Raw genomic sequence first — 16,218 nt, 5'->3', positions numbered from 1 at the left:
ACTATCTTAAAAATTTATCAATTATATAAACCAATTGCAACAATGAAATATAAGAAACACTTACTAACATTAAAGTCCTAGCCGCTTTAGCCGTTCTAACCTTATACAACTGAACCGCATAATAAAGCATCCAAAGCCCCAATAAAAACACTGCTACCGCAGCATATGAAGAAATAAACAATTTACCTGTGTACCCAATTGATGGCAACAAAGAAGCAATAATCAACCAAACGGTATACAAAATAACCTGCAATGCCGTTCCTTTATCTTTCTTACCGGTAGGCAACATGAAAAAACCAGCTTTCTCATAATCTTCATACAAAAACCAACCAATAGCCCAAAAATGAGGAAACTGCCAGAAAAACTGAATTAAAAATAAAGTCCCTGCCTCAATTCCAAAATCGCCTGTAGCAGCAACCCAGCCCAACATAAAAGGAATAGCACCCGGAAAAGCCCCCACAAAAACAGATAAAGAGGTAAGTGTTTTTAGCGGTGTATAGACGCTGGTGTATAAAAATATAGAAATTGCCCCAAACATTGCTGTTTTGGGATTAATCATATACAATAATGAAAGCCCTATTAAGGTAAGTAAACTAGCCACTACCAACGCCATATTTGAAGACATTCTTCCTGAAGGCACCGGACGATTTTTAGTTCGATCCATCAAAGCATCTAAATCTTTCTCAATTACCTGATTGAAAGCATTTGAAGCTCCTACCATACAATAACCACCTACACAAAGCATCAACAAAACCGACCATTGAAAAGGCTGATCCTCATTAAAACCTAAAAGATATCCCGCAATAGAAGAAAACAAAACACTAATAGCCAATCCTGCTTTTGTGATTTCTTTAAAATCTGTAAAAACCGTTTTAAGGGAAAATGTATTTATAGTCGTGTTCAATGCAGTTTTCATTAAGTTTTATAAAACTGCTGCAAAAGTAACGCAACAAAAGGGATTTGACAAAAAACAAATCATAAAATATTGTTGAAGAAAAATTTAAGCTTTTTTAGAGTAAAATCTTGAAAATTTATTTCGTTAATCCATTGCACCATCACTTCGAGTGGTTTTTAATAGTAATGCGACAGCTTTACTATTAAAAATTGTATCGAGAAGTTTACAAGAAGTAGCATTCGACACAAATCCTTAAGAACAATACCATTGAGAGATACCACATTTATTTCTTTACTGGTTTTTTATTTGGATTTCTCCAAGTATTAAAAACAGCATAAACAATTACTTTATTTCCTTCTATTTCGTAGATAATTAAATATGGAAAATCTTTAATAAAAGCTTCTCTATAAGGTTTTCTCCTGATTTGATAATGCTCAGGATATTGCTGTACTCTTTCTAAATAGATTTCTAAAGTATCTAAAAAACGATTCCCCAAACCTATTTTACGTTCCTCATAATAAAGATACGCTTCCTTAATATCAAGAACTGCTTCTTCTTTAATTTCTAGCGTATACTTCACAAAACTATGATTTAAGAATCTGCTGTTTTGCTTCTTCCCATGAAAAAGATTTGCTTTCACCTCTTAAGTGGCTTTCTCTTCTCGAATCAATAATTTTATAATCCTCCTCTGTTAATCGAGCCTGGTCTTCTTCTAAAATAGCCTTTACTTTCTTTAACACAGTCGCTTTTTTAGTACTTAAAAGCATCTCTATCAGCTCCATTTTTGTTAACTGTAAATTCATAACAATCTGTCTTTTATTACTTCAAAGATACAATTTTTTGCATCAAAACTAATTAGGATAACTTCTTGAAAATTTATTAAGTTAATCTATTGCGCCTTAATTATCAATAATCAAAATACCAGTTAAAAACATCCGAACGAACTCCTATAGAAAACCAATTAGTACTTTCTTTAAATACAGTTGCAGTATTTTGCATTGGGTTAAAATCCCTGTAAATATAACTCGCAAAAAGTTTCAAATTGGTTGACGGATTTATCAAATAACCTCCCTGAATGTCAGCCATGAAAAAATTAGTCTTATTTCCTTGCCCTACTTTTACTCCTGAATTTGCAAAACGCTCTAAGTCGTAATCGCGATAAATATCACCACCGTAATTAGAATTCGCTCCTGAAGCAGCAAAATCAAAACCTCTTATCGCAGTTGTCAATTTTACATCAGCAAAAAATCGGTCTTTATGATAGCGGGCAATAGCTACAAACTCACCAAAATTCCCACCCCACTGATGGCCGATACTCTGGTTATTATGTCCGTAATTAGTAATTGGATCAGAATGCGAATACACATAAGGACGCACTCGGTTGTATTCCAGTTGCAATAATAAGTTGGTCACATTAAAAGCATTGTAATATTTAGCCCCTAACTGGTAACCGTATTTATTTTTCCAACTATTATCTCCATCTTTAATATCTCCCAATGAAAATTCATCTAAGAGAAACTGCCCGTAAAAGTTAATTTGGTTATCCCATTTGTATTTAAAAGTCAAACCAAGCAAAGCATTACCTGACTTAGAAGAAGAACCAAACTCTACCGAACGGTAAAAAATAATCGGATTGATAAAACTCGCATCAAATCCTCTATCATTACTATTGCTCCATACTACTGATTCAAAGAAACCTAAATTCAATCTGTTAGAAACATTCCAACTCAAATAATGATTCGCCATGAACTTCGTAGCATAAGTTTTATCCAACGTTACGGCAGGACGCACATCTTTCAGCCACATATAAGTATTGGTATATTTTATTTTCCAAAACTTGGTATTCAACTTAAAATAAGGATACGGACTTGCACCATCACTTTCTAACAAAGAGCGATAACCGTCACCTATAAAGTTCCTTCCATAACCCAATTGCAAATCCAAAAATTTATTGGGAGTAAAAGTTAAATTGGCTTCAGCCAAAGGAAAATCGTAAGCATCGGTTTTAAAATCTTTAGCAATACCTATTCCCGGAATAATCGCCGGATTTCCTCCGGAAGGCTTTATCGACTCGGCATAACGATTATAATAATCCGCAAAACGTCCCTGGCTTTCAAAAATCGTGGTCGTAAAATTCAATTGCTTCCCTAAACCACCTCTAAAATTAATGGCGCGTGTATTGACAAATGTATTCGTCGAATTATTCCCTGATGCTTTTCCTACCTGCAAATCCAAAACAGGATTCAGAGTAAACCAATAATCTTCCCCTCTTATTTCTACCGTATTTTCATTCCATAATTTTCTGGTCCACCAGCCCGAAGTTTTTTTCTTTAACTTCTCATTTTCTTGTTTAATGTTGTAATATTTAGCAACCTCAGCATAAGTATAAGGTTTTGAAGCCGTATGATTATTGCTTCCCACTTGGTTTAAAGCTCCATCAAATTGCGCATAATAACTATGCGAAAAAGGAATATTCAAATGGCTTTCAAACTCAGGATTATTGTATTTTTTATAAACAATATTATCTAATTCAGTCAATTGCTGGGTGGTATTTCTAAGAATATCCGCTTTTGCCAGATTCTCAGCTGCTAATGTAGCTGGGCTTTTTAACGGAATAGCAATTGTGATATTATATCTCGAATATTCCGCTTTCCCGTTATAAGTGGAAGGAGTAATTTTTGGGAATTTTGTAAAAACGCGCTTGGTTTCCTGAATTAAATTTTCATCAACTGCATTGACATAAATCACTTTAAAAACACCAGTCGCATCTACTTCAAAAAGCACTTTGACATTTCCCTTGAAATTATTCTCCACCAAATTTTCCGGAACAACAAAATTTTGAAAAACAAACTCCTGCACCTCATTATAAAAACAACTTTCCAGTGCTGCTGCTTCTAAACTTTTACAAGCCGGAAAAACAGGAAAACGTTGCGAATTCAACACCGCATCAGAACTCAAATCCTGAGATTGAGAATGACCCAAAATAGTAAAAAAGCACAAAAACAAAATTGGCACTATTTTTTTCATATCGTTTACAACCATTCTTTTAATACTCATTTTGATTTTTTTCTCCATTTACAATTGCTTTTGCTGCCGATGTCCCAATACGTTTGACACCTAATTTAATCATCTCCACCGCATCTTCATAGGTTCGAACTCCACCGGCCGCTTTTACCGAAAGTGGCGATGCATTCTCAATCATCATAATTACCGCAGGAATCGTGGCACCGTTAGGCGCATTATTTTGAGTTTGATAAAAACCCGTTGAAGACTTCACAAAGACAGCAGCATAATCTGCTTCTTTAAAATTAGCCATAACAACATTTTTTATCAAAGTCGACAACTGAATTATTTGCTTATCACTCAAAGCGGCAACTTCAATAATCCATTTGATTATTTTATTATTATCCAATACTAATTGGGTTCCTCTGAGAATTTCTTCTTTCACCAAATCTACATTACCATTTTTAAAAGCCTCATAATTACAAACAAAATCCAATTCGTCAGCGCCGTCAACAATCGCCTGATTAGCCTCACGCAATTTTTCTTCAATACCGGATTGCCCTTGGGGAAAATCGATTACTGTTCCTACTTGGAGATTCGATTCCGATTCTGAAATTATTTTTTTGGCTACAGCAACCATTTCCGGACGAATCATAATGAGCTTAAAACGCTCTTCCACAGCTTCTCTGATAAAAGTCTCCACCACAACTTGGTTTTGAGTTTCATCCAATGCCGCTTGCGAAGCTGTTTTTAAATAAGTGGAATCTATAAAAGGTCTAATATCCATTTATTGTTTTGAATATTTGTAGTTGTTTGAACACAAAAATACATTTAAATTTTTTATTAATCCTGCATCACTTTTTCCAAAATTAAACCAAGATACAAACATCAATTTATTTATGTAGTTTTATAAGAAAGATGAAAAGACTAAACCCCTAATACTGAAATGTTAAAAAAGGAACAAAACAAAAAACAATGTAACTAATTCATTACATTTGTAAAAGATTTAAATATGAGAAATTTACAATTCACGGACGAGTTTTTAGATTTCATAAATTCATCTGAAACCATTGTTAAAACTAAAATAGCTTATCTATTTGAAGTTATAAAAACCCAATCGGTAATTAACTCTAAAATAGCAAAGAAATTAATCAATACTCAGTTTTATGAGATTAGGATACAGGTTAACAATGAATATCGGGTTATCATATTTACAATAGACCATAACAATATAAACCAAAGTAAGGAAATATTGTTTCTAAATGGTTTTATGAAAAAATCGACTAAGGACTATGACAAACAGATAAAAAAGGCAATTAAAATTCTAGAGCAATGGAAAGAATAAAAATAAATATAGAAAAGTTAAAAAAAGAAACACACTCTGCTAATGACTATTTAGACGAAAAATATGGCAAGCAAGGCACAGCCGAAAGAGAGGAGTTCACAAAAAAAGCATTGGCTTTTTATTATGGCGAATTGATAAAAGAAAAACGCAAAGAAAAAAACCTAACACAACAACAATTAGCGGATCAAATAGGCAAAGAACGCGCCTATATTGCTAAAATTGAACAAGGTAAAACTGATTTACAAATTTCAAATTTTGTACAAATAATCAATGCGTTAGGATTGACATTACAGATTGCATAATCCCACAAAACATAAGGTATAAAAAAAGCTTCTCGATTGAGAAGCTTTTTGTGCGGATAATAGGACTCGAACCTACACGCCTAGACCATCGATTTGGCATTTTCAGAAAACCATTAAAAAACCTAGACAAATTCCTTAAAACACCAACAAATTCAATACTTTATAAGAAACAAAAGCATCATTCAATAATAGAATAAAATTGAACGAAATTGAATAAAATCTTAAAACGGTTGGGCAACGGTTGGGCAACTTTGTAAAACGTATTACGAAATTCATTACTTTTGAATTGTTCAAAGTTCAAAAGTTCACAAAATGGCAACTATTCAATTTAGATTAAGAAGTAAGGCAAACAAAAATGTTTCTATTAAAGTACGCCTATCAATAGACCGAAATAATGTATTTGAGTTAAATACAGGTTTCTCAATCAATCCGAAAGACTGGAGCGAAACAAACAACCTACCCAAACAAACCACACCCGAAAACAAACTACTATCTAGTGACCTCAAAAAACTAGATTCCTATATTATTGAAAACCTTAACACCGATTTAGGCAAAAGCATCTTAATTGATTCCAATTGGTTAGAATCAAAAATTAATGATTGTTTTAGCAGAGTAGTTAAAACCGACACCAGTTTATTAATTAATCACATTCAACACATTATCGATAATGCAAATACCCGAAAAGTAAAAAACAAAATCGGTTTAAGTGCAAGCACAATTAAAAACTACACTTTATTCAGAAACATCATTTCAGAATATCAAAAGAAAATTAAAAAACAAATCCAGTTTATAGAGATTACAAAACCTTTTGTTGACAAATTCACAAACTGGCTTATCAATACTAAAAACTACTCTACTAACTACGCAGGAAAACAATTAGAAATCTTAAAAACGGTTTGTATAGATGCTGAAAAGAACGAAATTCAAGTCGCACCCTATTCTAAAATTATTCAACATTTTAGAGAAAGTGAAAAAGACCGATACATTCAGACATTGTCATTTGAGGAATTGGAATTAATTCTAAATGTAGATTTATCAAATATTGAACAACTCAACCAATTTAAAAAAGAAAACCCCGAACTAACTAAAAACCTATCAATTACCCCTGAAAGTTTAAACAACGTTCGAAACTGGATTTTATTAGGTTGTGAAATTGGGCAACGTGGAGGCGACTTATTAGAAATCACTCGCGAAAACATTAGATATAACGGCAAAAACTACTATATCGACCTTATACAACAGAAAACAAATAAGAGTGTTACAATCGGTATCATTGCACCTCACGTTATCGACATAGTAGAAAACAACTTACCTAAAAAAATACCACACCAAAAACTAAACGAATATGCAAAAGTAATTTGCAAACTGGCTGGAATTGTTGAGGTAGTTAAAGGAACAAAACTAAATACAGAAACCAACCGCAAGGAATTAGGAAACTATCCGAAATACGAATTAATTGCCTCACATTGTTTCAGACGTTCTTTTGCCTCAAACTACTACAAAAAGATACCTACACCCATTTTGATAAATATTACTGGGCATTCAAAAGAAAGTTTATTTTTAACCTACATTAACAAAAGAGAGGATAAAGATGCAAATGCTGATTTATTTATGCAGTTTTACGAGAAACTCAACAAAGACAAAGAACCTCAACTAAAAATCATAAAAAGCGGAACAAATGATTAACGAAAATTTTATCTTACCAATATTACCGCCACAGCAAGAAATTGAAACAATAGCAATATTAAAACAACTTGCACAATCTCACCGTTATTTAGCCGAACTAAAAGGAACATCAAAAACAATCCCAAACGAAAGTATTTTGATTAATACTTTAACCTTACAGGAAGCAAAAGACAGTAGTGAGATAGAAAATATTGTAACTACTCACGATGATTTATATAAAGAAAACATACTAATTCACACTAACCCAGCCACCAAAGAAGTGTATAATTATGCACAGGGTTTAAAGTTGGGGTTTGAAATTGTCCGCAAAGAACATCTTTTATTAAACAAACATATCCTAACCATTCAAAAAGAGTTGTTAGAAAACAACGCAGGATTTAGAACCCAAGGCGGTACAAAATTAGTGAACGCTCAAGGGCAAACCGTTTACACACCGCCACAGAGCGCAACCGAAGTTTTAGACTTAATGAGCAACCTCGAAAAGTTCATAAACGACAATGAATTTTCAAATCTCGATCCATTAATAAAAATGGCAATCATTCATTATCAATTCGAGAGCATACACCCATTTTATGACGGCAACGGACGTACTGGACGTATTATAAACATTCTCTATTTGGTTTTACAAGGATTGTTAGACATTCCAATTTTGTATTTAAGTCGTTATATTACCCAAAATAAAGCAGAATACTACCAAGTATTACAAGACGTAAGAACCAAAAACGATTGGGAACATTTGATTTTATATTTTCTAAAAAGTGTCGAGGTAACAGCCAAACAAACCATTGATTTAATTACGAATATCAATACTCTGATGCAGGATTACAAAACCGATATTCAAACCCAATTACCTAAAATATACAGTCAAGATTTAATTAACAACCTCTTTAGAAACCCTTACACCAAGATTGAATTTTTAGAAAAGGAATTGAGAATTAATAAAAGAACTGCACAAAATTATTTAGATAAAATTGCGGAATTAGGATTTTTAGAAAAAACAAAAGTGGGCAAATCAAACTATTATATGAATAACGCATTAATCAAAGTTTTGATGAATGAGTAACGTGGTAAAAAGATGGTAAAAATTTACCACGTTATTCACGACGTGGTAAAAAGATGGTAAAAATTTACCACGTTATTCACGACGTGGTAAAAAAAAGCATATAATCAACATAGGTTTTAGTTTATATTAGAAAAACCAACAAATTCCAATACGTTTATAAAGAAAAAGTTCAATTTAAAATAACAGGCAAATGATTGAAGAAAGAAACATTTCATTTAGTGAACATCAAGAGGAATTTGAAAAGTATGAAAACTCAATAACCATTTATGAAATTACAGATAAAGAAACAGTCAAACAGTTAGGAGGAAATATAGGGGATAAATATACCACAAAAAGAATTCCTCAAACAAAAGAAGAAGCATTTGAAAGACTCATAAAATATGATGCAATGAGGATATTTTTCGCACTGGTAGAAAATTTTAATGACAAATATTCTTTAAACATTAAAACATTAAGGGACGAATTAGATACTATAAATGAATTCATTGAAAGTGCAGAAAAAATAAAAATAGATGAGGCTACAAATATTTACAACAAAAACTTCAATCCATCCAAACGTTTTGAAAACGAATACATTAAATTAAAATACGGGCATTATGAGAAGAAAAATTACAACAATTATTTTTCTTTTTTTGACAGCATTACTGCAACTGTAAAAGCAAAATACTTTTTATACAAAGAATGTTTAGAGCATGAAATAAAAAAGATTGAAGAATTTCAAAGTCCATTATACGACATCTTTTGTGACAAATCACAAATCATCAATTTCAATAAATATACTAAACTACATATCGTAGAACCTTATATTGATTATTCGTATTTATTTCAACGATTATTAAATGAAAATATAATCACCAAAATACCACACTTAAACTTTGCAGAATTACTATTTAGAAACAAATACATCAATGAAAATATCATGGACACAATAAATAAAAACTCTGGTTTCAGAACTTTAAAAAAATCTTTTTCAGCACAAAGAGAAAACAACTTTAACAACGTATTTAATAGATAATACAATCTTCCGATATTTTCGGAAAAAACTGCCAGCAATCGGAAATTAAACAGATTGAAATTCGCAGAGTAATATTTAAACATTTACTCATGGAATCAATTCAATTCATTCAGTACACCCCCGAACAACTACAAAACAAAATTACCGCATCGGTAAAAAACCAATTAGAAGAGTTCCTAAAACTCTACCAACCGCAACAACCCAAAGAATATCTTTCGAGAAAAGATGTTGCAGATATGTTTGGGGTGGATATTTCGACCGTCCACAATTGGTCGAAATCAAAACGTCTCAATCCTTTGGCGTTGGGTTCAAGAATTTATTATCTACGTTCCGAAGTAGAAGCCAGTTTACAACCTTTAAATGTGTAAACGATGAGTTCAACAGGCAATACACCCGACTACATTCGACACACTTATAACGTGACGAGCGAATTAAAAAGTTACACCATTTACCAATTGGCTGAGGTCGCAAGAAACAAAAATCTACTTACTGATATTTTGAGGATTGAGAAATTTCAAGGAAAATCCAACGCCTCGAACATTAAAGACTATTTGCGATTACGAACCACAAACAACTGGAGTACTTGCGAACAAATAACAGGATTAAAAAACACAAACAAACCGCAAGTCTTTTATGGCGACCGCAGAGACAAAGAAACCTCAAAAAGAACCTTACTAATCTTTTTGTTTTCAGAAGACAAACAAACCCTGTTTATTGATATTTACAGAGGTTTTTATCCTAATCACAACGGAATACTTCAAAACATCATTAACACCTATTAAACAACCTGAAAGGCAATAAAAAAGGGAGTTGTTCAAGCTCCCTTTATTGTTCAAAGTTCGTTTCAACAGGCAATGCAGAAACATTGTAAAGATAGTAAAAAATGATAGACTTTCTAAAATTAGAAACTTATACTATTTCGCAAATAGATTATTTCAAAAACCATATTTTACTGAACTGGGTTAGTGATACCGACAAAATAAATATTTATGATAACGAGGTAATAACAACCAAAAAAGTAAAACAATACAAGGGTATTTATTTTTGTTTTTATTCCAACAAATTAGAGATACGATTTAAACCTCATTACTATTTTAATGACAATTTACACAATGCAAACGATTTTTCGATTATAGATTGCATCAACACAATCATTGAGGTTAAAAACGTCTTGAAAATAGATTTACAGGCATTTAAAGTAGTAAATATCGAATACGGATTAAATTGTATTTCTCCTATTGATATAAAAGATTTGATTACTTATTTAGCCTATCACGAAAAAAATGAGTTTAGAACAGATATAGAACTGGCATATAGTAAAAAAAGTTATTCAGTTAGTGCAAAAGGAACGGCAAACGAATACAAAATAATTAAGGCGTATGCCAAAGGTTTACAGTTCCCGAACAATGCGCATATAAATACATTCCGATTTGAAGTTAAAAGCAAAAAGAGTAGGTTCATTAACCCACTAGGCATTAATACAGCAAAAGACCTACTAAACTCAGCCATTTATTTGGCATTGACAGAAAGTCTAATCAAAGAGTTTGAAAAGGTTTTAATTTTAGATTGTGCCACCGATTATAAAAGTCTAACACAAAAGGAACAAAACAAAATAGCAAAGTACAACAACCCGATGGAATGGTACAAGATAAACAACTCATCAAACCGCAATAGTTTTAGTAAGAACAAAACCGCCTACCATAAACTAACAGACAAAGTGCCTAATAACTTAAAAAATCAATTGTGGCAAATCATTTATGACAAACTTGAAGAACTAAAAAAGGGTGCAATTTCACAGCCTAAAGACATTATCAAAAAGGGTGCAGATTCACAGTTATATAATAGGGGAATATGCACCTATAATGAAACAACAATTGATACGGCAAAAACCTCGATTTGTAAAGTAACTGGATTAAATTTATGTGATGAAAAAGAGGGTGCTAAATACGCTCTAACAGCTACACTAAAGAAACTAAAAGAAACGAATCCTGAAACTTTTGAACTGATTAAACTTAATTTACTAAGCAAATCCAGATGTAAACCCAAATTTGAGCAATCAGAAATATCACACCTTACTAAACAAATCAGAAACCAATATTTCAACTCGTTCAAGATTAAACAAAAGGGATATAACCAACCAGTAAATTATTTTCAACATTCCCAATTAAACATCTTAACCCAATTAGGAATATAAACAGTAAACTAATGAGACTAATAAACACCGATACGCAATACGATTACTATATAGATTACTTTCAAGGAACAGAAGTAAGAATAAAAAAAGACAAACTAACCCAACAAATCTATTTCAGTTCAGATAGTGTAGCAAAGATATTAGGGTTTAACAATACCGATGAAATGATACAAAGTAATGGCGATGTTACAAACACCTTTCTTGATGGAATGAATAATAATTCTGTTCTTAAAGACTTTTAAAACTAACATCATAGACCTTTAGCAAACAATTACGCGCGTACGCGCGCGAGGAAAACTAAAAACATCACAAGGACACCCCCTACCCCCCTTAATTACCAAAGTGGAATAACCCCCATAACCTTACACAATAATTTTTTAAAAATTTAAAATAGAAAAATCACTAAAAATGGGTATTGTGGGTAAAAATTAATACTTGTTAATTTACTGAAAATCATTCGTTATCAAAAATGAATAATTCGGAAACAAAATTATTTAATTTGAAAATCTAAAAGTTCTTTTGGCTCAATCTCAAAGGCGTTGGCGATTTTTACGAGGGTTTTTACAGAAGTATTCATTTCGGCTCTTTCAATACGTGCAATTGTAGATTTTGGAAAATTACACATATCAGCCAAGTTTTGTTGAGAAAGATTTTTTCTTTCCCTTAACTGCCGAATGTGAACTCCTAATTGCACCAAAAAAACATCCCCTGAAATCATATTCAAAGGTCAAAAACAAATAAAAACACACGAGAGCGTACTCGCTTCCAATTTTTCCTATATTTGGAAAATAAAAAAATAAAAAATGAGAAAAATATTATTATTGTTTTTTGCATTAATCGTTTTGTCTTGCTCAAAAACGAATTGCGATGAAGAAATGGCTAGGTTAGAAGAATTACGAACACAAGGCTGGCATAATTGTAACGGTTCAAAAGCATGCTGGGATAAAATCAATTCTGATTATAATAAAAAAGTAAACGAATTAGATTGTGATTAATCCCAATAAACCAATTTTAAAAAACATCTAATATTTCAGTATTAAATTAAAAAATCAAAAAATGAAAAAAATTATTACCTCTTTAAGTATATGCTTATTCTTAACTTCTTGTGCAGTTCAAATTAAACCAATAGAACCTAAAAGCAGGACTTATGATGACGTTCCATTAAACACAGTACTCAATAATGAAATAGGGGATAGACTTATAACTACTGGAAAAGAGTATTATCAAGAAGCCTTAAAGATTACGGAAAGTCGTGATTTTAAAATCAATACAGCAATTTACCCATACAAAAATGGTGAAATATTGCCTCTTTCAGGTTCTACTAATGAATGGTTTTTATATTATAATAAAAAAGATATTGGAACAAATAGTTATTTCTTTGGAATAGCAATTAATAAAAAAAATACCTCAATAATAAACCCTTTTCTAAGTTCAATTCCTGGTGCAATGGGAGGTTTATATACAAAAAAAATAGAAGGTTTTAAAACTAAACAGGATACATTTATTGATAATGATTGTAAAGACTGTTTCAAACAAGAATTTATATTTAATGGAAAAGTTGGCACTAATTTAAAATTTATTTATCGAGAGTATATTAACGATATGGCTCGACCTGCCTTTAACCAAGAATTGCAATATGATTTAAACGAAAGTAATCTTATTGGATTTAAAGGACTACGAATTGAAGTAATAAAAGCAACAAATACTAATATTGAATATAAAATATTGAGTTCATTCAATAAAATAAAGTAAGACACATTTTAACTTAAAACACAAATTATGAGAAAATTATTGATAGGAATAGTTTTAGCTGTCTTTGTTTTTTGGATTATAGGTAGTTTAAATAATTCAAATGCAACATCTCAAACACTAAGTGAACCTATTACAGTTGATACAACTGCCGTTTCTGTTGACACAATGATAAACACACCAACTGCAAATGACAACAAGTGGCAATACGATTCGAGTATTGACAAAATGACTTCAAAAACTTCAAAATTTGCAACCATTACATCAAACGAAAGTTTAGATTTAGATTTCCCTTATGATGGAGTTAATTGGGCATATCTAACATTAAGAAAGAAAAACGGAACTTTAAATATCTACCTTAAAATAGACAAAGGACAAATTCACGGAGGATATGAAAACAACTACATAGAGGTTAGATTTGATGAAGACAAACCCATTACATTTAGTTACTCTGAACCTGAAGACAATAGTAGTGACTTGATTTTTATCGATAACGAAACCAAATTCTTATCCAAACTAAAAAAATCTAAAAAAACTCTAATTGGCATACCACTTTATCAAAATGGAACACAAATACTAGAATTTAATACTGAAAACTTAGAATGGTAAATAAAAAATTCAAAATGAAAAAAATATTTTCTCTTTTTATACTTATTACAAGTATTATTCACGCACAAGAAACAGAATTCACTTTTACTCCTGAAAAAGGAATGACCGATTATATTGTTATTTCAGTTGAAGGAAAAACTGCTCCTGAAATATATAAAAAAGTAATTGAATGGATAAAAATCAATTATAAGAACCCTGACAAAGTTATTCTTTCAACAATTGAAAATGAATATATAAGATTTGAAGGGATTGGAGAAAACGCATTCTCTTATGAAAATATGTACGGCAAGGGATTTAAAGACATCAAATATCAAATTGAAATTTATATTAAAGATGGTAAGTATAAATTTGATGTAATAAAATACGAAAATTGGTTTTCAGGAAACTCCAGCGAATCAGCTTCTTGGTATGAAATTCCAGAATATAAGAACAATTTAACAGAAGAAAGATTAAAGAATATTTTTTATAGAAAAAATGGCAAACCAAGAGAAACTAACAAATACTTTTATGAAAATATAAATTACTTCAATACTTTAAACAAATCTCTGTTTGAAAGTATTAATTCAACAGTTAAAAAAAATGATAACTGGTAAAGTCACCCATTCAAAAACAAATTATAATTAAACCCTGAAACGGGTTTTTTTTATGTTTTTTTCAATCCGTTGGGCAACGGTTGGGCAGATTTTAAAATAAAAACCCTAACTACGTAATAGTCAGGGTTTTAGTGCGGATAATAGGACTCGAACCTACACGCCTTGCGGCACCAGATCCTAAGTCTGGCACGTCTACCAATTTCGCCATATCCGCGCGTTATTGTGGGTGCAAATATAAGGATACTTTCCAATATTCAAAGTAAAAAATTAAAAAAAATTATAATTCTGTTTTTTGTATTTTTGAAAGTATCAAAACACAGCATAATCAATGGAAAACATTACAAATTACATCCAACAAAATAAAGACCGTTTTATCAACGAATTAATTGAACTATTAAAAATTCCATCTGTAAGTGCTGACTCTGCTTATTCCCAGGATGTAATTGACACCTCCGAAGCGGTAAAACGGAGCTTGGAGAAAGCCGGCTGTGATAAAGTCGAAATATGCGAAACCGATGGCTACCCTATAGTTTATGCCGAAAAAATAATTGATCCTAATTTACCAACGGTTCTAGTTTACGGTCATTATGATGTACAGCCGCCCGACCCTATGGAACTCTGGACGTCTCCTCCATTTGAACCCGTAATCAAAAAAACAGCTATTCATCCTGAAGGTGCTATTTTTGCCCGCGGCGCTTGTGATGACAAAGGTCAAATGTACATGCACATCAAAGCATTTGAATACATGATTCAGAGCAAGACCTTACCATGCAATGTCAAATTCATGATTGAAGGCGAGGAAGAAGTAGGCAGCGTGAACCTAAAAAGCTTTGTCGAAAACAATGCAGCAAAACTAAAAAACGATGTGATTTTAATTTCCGATACCGGAATGATTTCTAATCAGCAGCCGTCTATCACAACAGGATTGCGCGGTTTGAGTTATGTTGAAGTTGAAGTCACAGGACCTAACCGCGATTTACATTCAGGATTGTACGGCGGTGCTGTAGCCAATCCTATTAATATTCTAAGCAAAATGATTGCTTCGCTTCACGACGAAAACAATCGCATTACTATCCCGGGATTTTATGACAAGGTAGAAGAATTATCACTGAAAGAAAGAGCCGAAATGGCAAAAGCGCCTTTTGATATCGAAGAGTACAAAAAAGCACTCGACTTAAATGAGGTCTATGGCGAAGAAGGCTATGTTACCAACGAAAGAAACGCCATTCGCCCTACGCTGGATGTCAACGGAATTTGGGGAGGTTACACCGGCCAGGGAGCCAAAACCGTGATTCCCTCTAAGGCTTTCGCCAAAATCTCGATGCGACTGGTTCCTAATCAGGATTGGGAGGAAATCACCCAATTATTTACCACCCATTTCACCGCTATTGCTCCCGCAGCAGTTACCGTCAAAGTAACTCCGCATCACGGCGGTCAGGGATATGTAACCCCTATTAACAGCATTGGTTACCAGGCTGCCAATAAAGCGTACACCGAAACCTTTGGTATTCCTGCTATTCCGGTGCGTTCAGGCGGAAGCATCCCCATTGTATCCTTATTCGAAAAAGAACTAAAAAGCAAAACCATCCTAATGGGATTTGGACTCGACAGCGACGCCATTCATTCTCCCAACGAACATTTTGGGATTTTCAATTACCTAAAAGGAATCGAAACCATTCCGTTGTTTTATAAATATTTTGTAGAGCTTTCAAAGTAATTTAACCGCAATCCCGATAACTATATGGACGCTAAATTTTTCGCAAA

20 protein-coding genes and 1 tRNA gene are annotated in these 16,218 nt (G+C 32.4%); 14 read left to right on the top strand and 7 right to left on the bottom strand.

Going from position 1 to position 16,218, the window contains the following annotated elements; genetic code table 11:
- Position 1 precedes the first annotated feature (1 nt).
- The 5 genes from cyoE to deoC all read right to left on the bottom strand — a co-directional run bounded on the left by cyoE (position 2) and on the right by deoC (position 4,685).
- Positions 2–904, bottom strand: a complete 903-nt coding sequence (cyoE, locus tag EOD40_RS04820) for a heme o synthase (RefSeq protein ID WP_196781418.1) — start codon at positions 902–904, stop codon at positions 2–4.
- A 274-nt stretch (positions 905–1,178) separates the two neighbouring features.
- A complete protein-coding gene (locus EOD40_RS04815; protein WP_128193759.1) occupies positions 1,179–1,475 on the bottom strand; it encodes a type II toxin-antitoxin system RelE/ParE family toxin in 297 nt (98 codons plus the stop codon).
- A gap of 4 nt (positions 1,476–1,479) precedes the next feature.
- The gene (locus EOD40_RS04810) at positions 1,480–1,677 is read right to left on the bottom strand and encodes a hypothetical protein (RefSeq protein ID WP_164905450.1); all 198 of its coding nucleotides are present in this window, start codon (positions 1,675–1,677) and stop codon (positions 1,480–1,482) included.
- 124 nt (positions 1,678–1,801) lie between these two features.
- Positions 1,802–3,922: a gliding motility protein RemB gene (locus EOD40_RS04805; protein ID WP_128193949.1), complete on the bottom strand. Its 2,121-nt coding sequence runs from the start codon at positions 3,920–3,922 to the stop codon at positions 1,802–1,804.
- Positions 3,923–3,941: 19 nt separating this feature from the next.
- On the bottom strand, positions 3,942–4,685 hold the full coding sequence (deoC, locus tag EOD40_RS04800) for a deoxyribose-phosphate aldolase (protein WP_128193757.1): 744 nt from the start codon (positions 4,683–4,685) through the stop codon (positions 3,942–3,944).
- A gap of 225 nt (positions 4,686–4,910) precedes the next feature.
- Between deoC and EOD40_RS04795 the strand changes: the two genes are divergently transcribed.
- The 9 genes from EOD40_RS04795 to EOD40_RS04755 all read left to right on the top strand — a co-directional run bounded on the left by EOD40_RS04795 (position 4,911) and on the right by EOD40_RS04755 (position 11,745).
- A complete protein-coding gene (locus EOD40_RS04795; protein ID WP_128193756.1) occupies positions 4,911–5,243 on the top strand; it encodes a type II toxin-antitoxin system RelE/ParE family toxin in 333 nt (110 codons plus the stop codon).
- A complete protein-coding gene (locus tag EOD40_RS04790) occupies positions 5,231–5,545 on the top strand; it encodes a helix-turn-helix domain-containing protein (protein WP_128193755.1) in 315 nt (104 codons plus the stop codon). Before EOD40_RS04795 ends, EOD40_RS04790 begins: the two co-directional genes overlap by 13 nt.
- Positions 5,546–5,857: 312 nt before the next feature.
- Complete coding sequence (locus tag EOD40_RS04785; protein ID WP_128193754.1) at positions 5,858–7,231, top strand: phage integrase SAM-like domain-containing protein; 1,374 nt, start codon at positions 5,858–5,860, stop codon at positions 7,229–7,231.
- Positions 7,224–8,294 carry a Fic family protein gene (locus EOD40_RS04780; protein ID WP_196781412.1) on the top strand — a complete coding sequence of 357 codons (1,071 nt, stop codon included), beginning with the start codon at positions 7,224–7,226 and terminating at the stop codon, positions 8,292–8,294. Before EOD40_RS04785 ends, EOD40_RS04780 begins: the two co-directional genes overlap by 8 nt.
- 190 nt (positions 8,295–8,484) lie before the next feature.
- Entirely contained in the window at positions 8,485–9,309 is an 825-nt protein-coding gene (locus EOD40_RS04775) for a hypothetical protein (protein WP_128193753.1), read from the top strand.
- 89 nt (positions 9,310–9,398) lie between these two features.
- Positions 9,399–9,677 (top strand): helix-turn-helix domain-containing protein, encoded by a 279-nt coding sequence (locus EOD40_RS04770; protein WP_128193752.1) that lies wholly within the window; start codon positions 9,399–9,401, stop codon positions 9,675–9,677.
- Between the two features lie 3 nt (positions 9,678–9,680).
- Complete coding sequence (locus tag EOD40_RS04765) at positions 9,681–10,091, top strand: hypothetical protein (protein WP_128193751.1); 411 nt, start codon at positions 9,681–9,683, stop codon at positions 10,089–10,091.
- 101 nt (positions 10,092–10,192) lie between these two features.
- Positions 10,193–11,503, top strand: coding sequence for a hypothetical protein (locus tag EOD40_RS04760; protein WP_128193750.1), 1,311 nt, complete (start codon positions 10,193–10,195; stop codon positions 11,501–11,503).
- An 11-nt stretch (positions 11,504–11,514) separates the two neighbouring features.
- Positions 11,515–11,745, top strand: coding sequence for a hypothetical protein (locus EOD40_RS04755; protein WP_128193749.1), 231 nt, complete (start codon positions 11,515–11,517; stop codon positions 11,743–11,745).
- A gap of 248 nt (positions 11,746–11,993) precedes the next feature.
- On the opposite strand, the gene EOD40_RS04750 is transcribed toward EOD40_RS04755, so the two are convergent.
- On the bottom strand, positions 11,994–12,221 hold the full coding sequence (locus tag EOD40_RS04750; protein ID WP_164905449.1) for a helix-turn-helix domain-containing protein: 228 nt from the start codon (positions 12,219–12,221) through the stop codon (positions 11,994–11,996).
- 85 nt (positions 12,222–12,306) lie between these two features.
- Here EOD40_RS04750 and EOD40_RS04745 point away from each other — a divergent pair, with 85 nt between their 5' ends.
- The 4 genes from EOD40_RS04745 to EOD40_RS04730 all read left to right on the top strand — a co-directional run bounded on the left by EOD40_RS04745 (position 12,307) and on the right by EOD40_RS04730 (position 14,454).
- Positions 12,307–12,498: a hypothetical protein gene (locus tag EOD40_RS04745; RefSeq protein WP_128193747.1), complete on the top strand. Its 192-nt coding sequence runs from the start codon at positions 12,307–12,309 to the stop codon at positions 12,496–12,498.
- Positions 12,499–12,559: 61 nt separating this feature from the next.
- Positions 12,560–13,255, top strand: coding sequence for a hypothetical protein (locus EOD40_RS04740; protein WP_128193746.1), 696 nt, complete (start codon positions 12,560–12,562; stop codon positions 13,253–13,255).
- Positions 13,256–13,282: 27 nt separating this feature from the next.
- A complete protein-coding gene (locus tag EOD40_RS04735; protein WP_128193745.1) occupies positions 13,283–13,861 on the top strand; it encodes a hypothetical protein in 579 nt (192 codons plus the stop codon).
- Between the two features lie 14 nt (positions 13,862–13,875).
- Positions 13,876–14,454 carry a DUF4468 domain-containing protein gene (locus tag EOD40_RS04730; protein WP_164905448.1) on the top strand — a complete coding sequence of 193 codons (579 nt, stop codon included), beginning with the start codon at positions 13,876–13,878 and terminating at the stop codon, positions 14,452–14,454.
- A 132-nt stretch (positions 14,455–14,586) separates the two neighbouring features.
- Here the strand turns inward: EOD40_RS04730 and EOD40_RS04725 are convergent.
- Positions 14,587–14,668 (bottom strand) — tRNA-Leu (locus EOD40_RS04725).
- Positions 14,669–14,782: 114 nt separating this feature from the next.
- Between EOD40_RS04725 and EOD40_RS04720 the strand changes: the two genes are divergently transcribed.
- Complete coding sequence (locus EOD40_RS04720) at positions 14,783–16,171, top strand: dipeptidase (RefSeq protein ID WP_128193743.1); 1,389 nt, start codon at positions 14,783–14,785, stop codon at positions 16,169–16,171.
- The last annotated feature ends 47 nt before the right edge of the window (positions 16,172–16,218 follow it).

The sequence above is a fragment of the Flavobacterium sufflavum genome (assembly GCF_004016525.1).
GTDB classification, from domain to species: Bacteria; Bacteroidota; Bacteroidia; order Flavobacteriales; family Flavobacteriaceae; genus Flavobacterium; species Flavobacterium sufflavum.
Note: the sequence above shows the minus strand (reverse complement) of the source record. Positions and strands in the feature narration are given on the sequence as shown.

What these genes read in the sequence shown, in the direction of transcription:
- EOD40_RS04730 (WP_164905448.1), top strand. Translation starts at nt 13,876, where the DNA reads ATGAAAAAAATATTTTCTCTTTTTATACTTATTACAAGTATTATTCAC.
- EOD40_RS04805 (WP_128193949.1), bottom strand. Translation starts at nt 3,922, where the DNA reads ATGAAAAAAATAGTGCCAATTTTGTTTTTGTGCTTTTTTACTATTTTG.
- EOD40_RS04775 (WP_128193753.1), top strand. Translation starts at nt 8,485, where the DNA reads ATGATTGAAGAAAGAAACATTTCATTTAGTGAACATCAAGAGGAATTT.
- EOD40_RS04795 (WP_128193756.1), top strand. Translation starts at nt 4,911, where the DNA reads ATGAGAAATTTACAATTCACGGACGAGTTTTTAGATTTCATAAATTCA.
- EOD40_RS04745 (WP_128193747.1), top strand. Translation starts at nt 12,307, where the DNA reads ATGAGAAAAATATTATTATTGTTTTTTGCATTAATCGTTTTGTCTTGC.
- EOD40_RS04765 (WP_128193751.1), top strand. Translation starts at nt 9,681, where the DNA reads ATGAGTTCAACAGGCAATACACCCGACTACATTCGACACACTTATAAC.
- EOD40_RS04785 (WP_128193754.1), top strand. Translation starts at nt 5,858, where the DNA reads ATGGCAACTATTCAATTTAGATTAAGAAGTAAGGCAAACAAAAATGTT.
- EOD40_RS04755 (WP_128193749.1), top strand. Translation starts at nt 11,515, where the DNA reads ATGAGACTAATAAACACCGATACGCAATACGATTACTATATAGATTAC.
- EOD40_RS04790 (WP_128193755.1), top strand. Translation starts at nt 5,231, where the DNA reads ATGGAAAGAATAAAAATAAATATAGAAAAGTTAAAAAAAGAAACACAC.
- EOD40_RS04770 (WP_128193752.1), top strand. Translation starts at nt 9,399, where the DNA reads ATGGAATCAATTCAATTCATTCAGTACACCCCCGAACAACTACAAAAC.
- EOD40_RS04735 (WP_128193745.1), top strand. Translation starts at nt 13,283, where the DNA reads ATGAGAAAATTATTGATAGGAATAGTTTTAGCTGTCTTTGTTTTTTGG.
- EOD40_RS04750 (WP_164905449.1), bottom strand. Translation starts at nt 12,221, where the DNA reads ATGATTTCAGGGGATGTTTTTTTGGTGCAATTAGGAGTTCACATTCGG.
- deoC (WP_128193757.1), bottom strand. Translation starts at nt 4,685, where the DNA reads ATGGATATTAGACCTTTTATAGATTCCACTTATTTAAAAACAGCTTCG.
- EOD40_RS04740 (WP_128193746.1), top strand. Translation starts at nt 12,560, where the DNA reads ATGAAAAAAATTATTACCTCTTTAAGTATATGCTTATTCTTAACTTCT.
- EOD40_RS04720 (WP_128193743.1), top strand. Translation starts at nt 14,783, where the DNA reads ATGGAAAACATTACAAATTACATCCAACAAAATAAAGACCGTTTTATC.
- EOD40_RS04780 (WP_196781412.1), top strand. Translation starts at nt 7,224, where the DNA reads ATGATTAACGAAAATTTTATCTTACCAATATTACCGCCACAGCAAGAA.
- EOD40_RS04810 (WP_164905450.1), bottom strand. Translation starts at nt 1,677, where the DNA reads ATGGAGCTGATAGAGATGCTTTTAAGTACTAAAAAAGCGACTGTGTTA.
- EOD40_RS04760 (WP_128193750.1), top strand. Translation starts at nt 10,193, where the DNA reads ATGATAGACTTTCTAAAATTAGAAACTTATACTATTTCGCAAATAGAT.